The following is a 6,198-nucleotide window of genomic DNA, read 5'->3' as shown; positions in this document are numbered from 1 at the left end:
ATCCACGGCCGAGTCGTCACACAACACGAACGGCCAGATCATCACATCGGTCACGCCCGACCAGGGCACCCCAACAAGATCCTGTTACGAGCTCTACGCCGCCCCGCGCTGGAGCGCCTCGCACACCGCCGTCGACTCGCGGGCGCCCAGCGCGACGGCCTTGCCGCAGTGGGCGATCCAGGCGGCCATGCCCTCCGGCGTCCCGGAGACGTAGCCGTCGAGCGCCGCGAGGTAGGCCGCGCGCCCCAGCTCGGCGTGGCCGACCTCGGCCGGGCACACCGACTTGGGGTCCAGTCCGCTGCCGACCAGGACGATGCGCTCCGCGGCGCGCGCGACCAGCCCGTTGTGGGAGGCGAAGGGACGCAGCGCCAGGAGTTCCCCGTGCACCACGGCGGCCGTCACCAGCGCCGGCGCCGAACCGCCGGCCGTGACCAGCGCGGCCAGTCCCTCCAGGCGGCCGTGCGCCTCCTCGGCGTCGGGCAGCGGCAGCTCGACGAGTGGTTCGTCCACCGGCTCGCCCTTCTGGCGCGGACGACCCACCTCGTCGGCCTTGTCGGCGGCCGCCACCAGGTGCAGCCGGGCCAGCACCCGCAGCGGCGACTGGCGCCAGATGGACAGCAGCTGCCCCGCCTCCGCGGTCAGTCGCAGCGCGGCACCCACCGCGCGCGCGTCGTCGTCACCGCTGAAGTCGCTGCGCCTGCGCACCTCCTCCAGGGCCCAGTCCGCCCCGGACAGCGCCGCCGAGCCCCGGGCGCCGCGCAGTGCCGCCTCGGAGGTGATCTCGTTGCTGCGGCGCCGCATGATCCGGTGGCCGTAGACGCGGTCCACGGCCTTGCGTACGGACTCCACGGACTCGGCCACGCCGGGCAGGGCGCCCAGGGCCGCGAGCGGATCGGCGTTCGCGCCTGTCGTACTCATGAGTAAGACCCTACGCAACCCGGCACCGCGCCCCACGAATGAGTGGTCTTCTTCACCCCTCACCCGTCTCGCATGCCACCTACAGCTATCGAGCCACTACGCTTGGTGAACATGAAAATTGCTTTCGTCGGGAAGGGCGGCAGCGGCAAGACCACCCTGTCCTCCCTGTTCATCCGCCACCTCGCCGCCACCGGCGCACCCGTCGTCGCGATCGACGCCGACATCAACCAGCACCTGGGGGCCGCGCTGGGCCTCGACGACGCGGAGGCGGCCGGGCTGCCCGCGATGGGCGAGCACCTGCCGCTGATCAAGGACCATCTGCGCGGCACCAATCCGCGGATCGCCTCCGCCGAGAAGATGATCAAGACGACGCCGCCCGGCGAGGGCTCGCGTCTGCTGCGCGTGCGCGAGGACAACCCGGTCTACGACGCCTGCGCCCAGCCGGTGGAACTCGACGGCGGGACCGTCCGTTTGATGGTCACCGGGCCCTTCACGGACGCCGACCTGGGAGTCGCCTGCTACCACTCCAAGACCGGAGCGGTGGAGCTGTGTCTGAACCACCTGGTCGACGGCCGTGACGAGTACGTCGTGGTGGACATGACCGCCGGCTCGGACTCGTTCGCCTCCGGCATGTTCACCCGCTTCGACATCACGTTCCTCGTCGCCGAGCCGACCCGGAAGGGCGTCTCCGTCTACCGCCAGTACAAGGAGTACGCCCGCGACTTCGGCGTCACCCTGAAGGTCGTCGGCAACAAGGTGCAGGGCCAGGACGACCTCGACTTCCTGCGCGACCAGGTCGGGGACGACCTGCTGGTCACCGTCGGGCACTCGGACTGGGTGCGCGCCATGGAGAAGGGCCGCCCGCCCCGGTTCGAGCTCCTGGAGGAGGCCAACGGCCGGGCGCTGCGCGCGCTGCACACGGCCGTCGAAGCGACGTACGAGCGGCGGGACTGGGCGCGCTACACCGAGCAGATGGTCCACTTCCACCTGAAGAACGCCGCCAGCTGGGGCAACGAGCGCACCGGGGACGACCTGGCGGCGCAGGTCGACCCCGGTTTCGTCCTCGGCGAGGAGGTCGCCGCCCCCGCGTGACCACTCCCCCGTCCCCGCGGGAGGGCGGGCGGCGCTACTGCTTGGCGGCCGGCGCCCCGGGCACGCCCTTGGGCGCCGGTGCGGGCGCGGCCGACAGGAAGGACGCCCAGCCCTTCTCGGGGGCCTCACCGACGCCGAGGGTCCGCAGTTTCTTCAGGACCTTCGGGTCCTGGGCGTCCAGCCAGTCCGCGAGCTGCCGGAAGGAGACGCAGCGCACCTCCTCCTTGGTGCACACCGTCTCGACGACCTCCTCCACGGCGCGCATGTAGGTGCCGCCGTTCCAGGACTCGAAGTGGTTGCCGATGATCAACGGCGCGCGGTTCCCGTCGTAGGCCCGTTCGAAGCCCTTGAGCAGGCTGTCACGCATCTGGTCGCCCCAGAACTCGCGCTTGGCGGGGTCGCCCTGGGTGGCGGTGCCCGACTGGTTGACCATGTAGTTGTAGTCCATGGTGAGCTGCTCGTACGAGTGGCCCGGGAACGGCACGAGCTGCATCGACAGGTCCCACAGCCCCTCCTTCTTCGACGGCCAGACCTGGTTGTTCACCCCGCTGCTGTCGTAGCGGAAGCCCATCTGGCTCGCGGCCTCCATGAAGTTCTTCTGGCCCTCCAGGCACGGGGTGCGGGCGCCGATCAGCTCCTTGTCGTAGTCGAAGGGAAGGGGCGCCGCGTTCTTCATCCCGGTGTTGGTCTTCCAGGTCTTCACGAACTGCTTGGCCTGGCTGATCTCCTCCTTCCACTCCTCGACGGACCACTCGCCGACCCCGCCGCCGGCACCGCAGAAGTGGCCGTTGAAGTGGGTACCGATCTCGTTGCCCTCCTGCCAGGCCAGCCGCAGTTGCTTCACGGTGTCGGTGATGCCCTGCTCGTCGTTGAAGCCGATGTCCGAGCGGCCCGGGGAGTGCTGAGGCGGGCTGTACAGGTCCCGCTTCTCGGTCGGCAGCATGTACACGCCGCTCAGGAAGTACGTCATCGTGGCGTTGTTCTCCTTGGCCACTTCGCGGAAGTGGGAGAACAGTTTCTGACTGTCCTCACCCGCGCCGTCCCACGAGAACACCACGAACTGCGGGGGCTTCTGACCGGGCTTGAGGCGTTCGGGCCGGGGCAGGTGCGGCTGGGCCCCGGTGTACGCGGTGGAACCGTCACCGATCAGCCGGACCGCGTTCTTGGGCGCCGGTGCCGCTTTCCCCTTTTCCTTCTCCGGGCCTTGCGTCCCCTCGCCGGAACCGGTGCCGTTGTCGATCGCGCAACCGGCCAGCGACGCGGCGCAGACCGCGGCGACCACGGCGCGCGCGGCCATCCTGTGGGAGGCCATCCTGCGGGTGGCGGCCATGTCCGCCCACCTTCTTCCTTCTCTCGGGCCAACGCCGACTAGGCGATGTCGGGTGCTGAGCCGGGCCGTTCCGTCAGCGCCGTCAAGGTGACACGGAAATGAGAAGGAATTAGTACGACAAGCCGATGAAATACCTGCTCCACCCGAATGCGCAGCCCGTTACTCCATTCGCGCTAAAAAACTATGCCTCTTCTTTACTCTGAATTACTCTCTATTTACTCGCTGTAATCGAACGGATCCTCAGGAGACGGGAACATGTCAGCCTGCGTCCCCGCCCGCGCCGATACGGCCCGGACCAAGCACGTCCACCCGCCCCACAGCCCGCCGCCCGGCGGCCCCCGGCGTTTCCGCGTCGCGGGCGCCGACGTCTCGGCCGCGATCGCGGTCTTCCTGATCGCCCTCCCCCTCTCCCTGGGCATCGCCCTCGCCACCGGCGCCCCCCTCCAGGCCGGCCTCGTCGCCGCCGCGGTGGGCGGGATCGTCGCCGGACGCATCGGCGGCTGTCCGCTCCAGGTCAGCGGCCCCGCCGCCGGGCTCACCGTGGTCACCGCCGACCTCATCCAGCGCTATGGATGGCGTACGACCTGCGCCATCACCGTCTTCGCCGGGATCGCCCAGCTGGGGCTGGGCTGCCTGCGCGTGGCGCGCTCGGCGCTCGCCGTGAGCCCCGCCATCGTGCACGGCATGCTCGCCGGCATCGGCGTCACCATCGCCGTCGCACAGCTGCACATCGTCCTCGGCGGCACCCCGCAGAGCTCCGTGCCCGACAACCTGGTCGCGCTGCCCGCCCAGTTGGCCAACCTCCACCCCGCCGACGTGGCCGTGAGCGTGCTGACCCTGACCCTGCTGCTGCTCTGGCCCCGCGTCCCCGGCCGGGCCGGTCAGGTGCTGGGCAAGCTGCCCGCCGCCCTGATCGCCGTCGCCGGTGCCACCGCGGTCGCCTCCCTCACCGGACTCCGACTGCCCAAGGTCGACCTGCCGTCCTGGAGCAGCCACGCCCTGGCCTCGCTGCCCGAAGGACCGGTGCTCGGACTCGTCGCCGCCGTCCTCACCACCACCCTCGTGTGCAGCGTGCAGTCCCTGCTCGGCGCGGTCGCCGTGGACAAGCTGGTCGCCGCCCGGCCCGCGCTGACCGGCCGCGTCAAGCGTTCCGACCTCGACCGCGAACTGCTCGGTCAGGGCGCTGCCAACATCGTCTCCGGGTCGCTCGGCGGGCTGCCCATCGCCGGTGTGGCCGTGCGCAGTTCGGCGAATGTGGCGGCGGGTGCCGTCAGCCGGAACTCCACGATGCTGCACGGCGTTCTCGTAGTGATCGCCACACTCCTGATGGTCCCGGCGCTGGAGCTCATCCCGCTCGCCTCGCTCGCCGCCCTGGTCATGGCCATCGGCCTCAAGATGGTGTCGCTGAACCACATTCGTACGGTGACCCGCCACCGCGAAGTGCTGGTCTACGCGGTCACCACCTGCGGCGTGGTGTTCCTCGGCGTCCTGGAGGGCGTCGCGCTGGGCATCGCCGTCGCCGTCGGCGTCGCCCTGCACCGCCTCACCCGCACCCGGATCACCCACGACGACACGGAAGGAGTCCACCACGTACACGTACGGGGGCAGTTGACCTTCCTCGCCGTGCCACGGCTCAGCCGGGTCCTGCACCAAGTGCCCCACGGGGCGGACGCCGTCGTGGAGCTGGACGGGTCCTTCATGGACCACGCGGCGTACGAGACGCTCCAGGACTGGCAGAAGACGCACGCCGCGCACGGCGGCTCCGTCGACATCACCGGCCGCAGGCCCGGCACCCGTATCTCCGAACCGGCCGAGGTGGACGGCTGCCGCTGCCGCCCCTGGACGCCCTGGCGCAACCACCAGTGCGAACGCCCACCGAAGGCACCAGCACCCGGCACGGAACGACAGGCCACCACGGACAGACCCCCCGGCGGGTCCCCCGACACCCCCGACACCCCCTCCGGCCCCGGCGTGCGCGGCACGACTGGCGTATCCGGCCCATCCGGCGCACCCGGTGCGACCGACGGACCTCCCGGCCACGAACTCGCCCGAGGCATCAGCGCGTTCCACCGCAACACCGGCCCGCTGATGCGCCGCGAACTGGCCCGGCTGGCGCGGGAAGGGCAGCAGCCGTCCCAGCTGTTCCTGACCTGCGCCGACTCCCGGGTGGTCACGTCGATGATCACGTCCAGTGGCCCCGGTGACCTCTTCGTGGTGCGCAACGTCGGCAACTTCGTGCCGCCGCCCGGCGAGGAGAGCGGCGACGATTCGGTGGCCGCCGCGATCGAGTACGCGGTGGACGTGCTGAAGGTGCGGTCCATCACCGTGTGCGGTCACTCCGGGTGCGGGGCGATGCAGGCGCTGCTCGGCACCGACCCCGGCGGCGTGCGCACGCCCCTCCAGCGGTGGCTGCGGCACGGGCTGCCGAGCCTGGAGCGCGTGCCCGCAGGCGCGGACGAGGACGGCCGCGCCCGGCCCCGGCTGGCCGCAGGCGCACCCGCCGACGCCGCCGAGCGGCTGTGCCTGGCCAACGTGGTCCAGCAGTTGGAGCACCTGCGCGCCCACGATTCGGTGGCCCAGGCGCTGGGCGCCGGTGACCTGGAGCTCCACGGCATGTACTTCCACGTCGGCGAGGCCCAGTCGTACCTGCTGTCCGAGGACGCGGACGGCGGCGTGTTCGAGCTCGTGCGGGAGCCGAACCCCACCGCCTGACCTCCCGACCGTCCGGAGCGGTCCCGGGGAGCCGCGGCGCGGGCCGGTGTGAGGGGCGTTACACACACTGAACCCCGCGCCGTCGGCTTCCGTGGGTACGGGTGACCACGGACCACGAAGGGGACACGAGGGCGGGTGGCGACCAG

The 6,198-nt window shown here is 71.1% G+C and carries 4 protein-coding genes; 2 read left to right on the top strand and 2 right to left on the bottom strand.

Annotation, left to right across the window (positions count from 1 at the left end; all coding sequences use genetic code 11):
• Window positions 1-93 precede the first annotated feature (93 nt).
• On the bottom strand, window positions 94-918 hold the full coding sequence (locus ACZ6IM_RS39300; protein ID WP_052836404.1) for a Fic family protein: 825 nt from the start codon (window positions 916-918) through the stop codon (window positions 94-96).
• A 111-nt stretch (window positions 919-1,029) separates the two neighbouring features.
• Between ACZ6IM_RS39300 and ACZ6IM_RS39295 the strand changes: the two genes are divergently transcribed.
• Window positions 1,030-2,010: an ATP-binding protein gene (locus ACZ6IM_RS39295; protein WP_469563754.1), complete on the top strand. Its 981-nt coding sequence runs from the start codon at window positions 1,030-1,032 to the stop codon at window positions 2,008-2,010.
• A 34-nt stretch (window positions 2,011-2,044) separates the two neighbouring features.
• Here the strand turns inward: ACZ6IM_RS39295 and ACZ6IM_RS39290 are convergent, their stop codons facing one another.
• Complete coding sequence (locus ACZ6IM_RS39290; RefSeq protein ID WP_052836405.1) at window positions 2,045-3,340, bottom strand: polysaccharide deacetylase family protein; 1,296 nt, start codon at window positions 3,338-3,340, stop codon at window positions 2,045-2,047.
• Between the two features lie 255 nt (window positions 3,341-3,595).
• Between ACZ6IM_RS39290 and ACZ6IM_RS39285 the strand changes: the two genes are divergently transcribed.
• Window positions 3,596-6,052, top strand: coding sequence for a bifunctional SulP family inorganic anion transporter/carbonic anhydrase (locus ACZ6IM_RS39285; protein WP_469563750.1), 2,457 nt, complete (start codon window positions 3,596-3,598; stop codon window positions 6,050-6,052).
• The last annotated feature ends 146 nt before the right edge of the window (window positions 6,053-6,198 follow it).

This window comes from Streptomyces sp. NPDC042336 (genome assembly GCF_055581985.1).
This window is presented reverse-complemented; position numbering and strand designations above follow the sequence as displayed.

Excerpts from the sequence above, each read along its gene's own strand:
- ACZ6IM_RS39300 (WP_052836404.1), bottom strand. The coding sequence starts at position 918 with ATGAGTACGACAGGCGCGAACGCCGATCCGCTCGCGGCCCTGGGCGCC.
- ACZ6IM_RS39295 (WP_469563754.1), top strand. The coding sequence starts at position 1,030 with ATGAAAATTGCTTTCGTCGGGAAGGGCGGCAGCGGCAAGACCACCCTG.
- ACZ6IM_RS39290 (WP_052836405.1), bottom strand. The coding sequence starts at position 3,340 with ATGGCCGCCACCCGCAGGATGGCCTCCCACAGGATGGCCGCGCGCGCC.
- ACZ6IM_RS39285 (WP_469563750.1), top strand. The coding sequence starts at position 3,596 with ATGTCAGCCTGCGTCCCCGCCCGCGCCGATACGGCCCGGACCAAGCAC.